Annotated in this window: 1 protein-coding gene; it reads right to left on the bottom strand. The window is 66.4% G+C overall.

Annotated elements, in window-relative coordinates; all coding sequences use genetic code 11:
* Positions 1–516: IS3 family transposase (locus ACTQV3_RS09260; RefSeq protein ID WP_441550012.1), on the bottom strand; the 516-nt coding region annotated here is incomplete at its 3' end.
* Positions 517–654 lie beyond the last annotated feature (138 nt).

The following is a 654-nucleotide window of genomic DNA, read 5'->3' as shown; positions in this document are numbered from 1 at the left end:
GAGCAGCTCGTGCTGCTGAGCCATGTTGGGGTGCAGCGACGTGGACCAGGCGACGATCTCCTTGCTGCCGAAGTCGTAGACCGGCGCGAAGTAGGCCTTGCCCCAGGGCTGTTTGAACTCGGTGACGTCGGTGCCCATCTTTTCCCACGGCCCGTCGGCGGCGAAGTCGCGCCCGATGACGTTCTCGAAGGTCTTTCCGACCTTGCCCCTGTACGAGTTGTACCTGTGGTAGTCGGTCTCGCGGCGGATCCCGCAGCTGATGCCCATCTCGCGCATCATCTTCAGCACGGTCTTGTAGGCTATGCGCACGCCCTGCTCGGCGCGCAGGCACATGGCGATCTGCCTGTGGCCGCACCCGTTGGCCGTGCGCGAGAATATCTCGGCGGCGGCCTCCCAGAGCTCGGGCCTGGTGGGAGCCTTCGGGTGCGACAGCGCGTAGTAGTAGCTCGACCTCGCCAGGCCGGCGCACTCCAGCAGGCACCCCAGCCCGTACCCCTCTTCGCGCAGGGCGCTCACGGCCTCGACCTTCGCCCTGGTCAGAGTCCGTCCCTCTCGACCAGGGCACGCAATTTTTTTAGGTAGGCCACCTCGGTCTCGAGCCTTCGGCAGCGCTCCTCGAGCTCCTGCTCGCGCGTGCGCGGCCTCGCCTTGGAA

Source organism: Collinsella sp. LCP19S3_A7, assembly GCF_052121995.1.
Lineage (GTDB): Bacteria > Actinomycetota > Coriobacteriia > Coriobacteriales > Coriobacteriaceae > Collinsella.
This window is presented reverse-complemented; position numbering and strand designations above follow the sequence as displayed.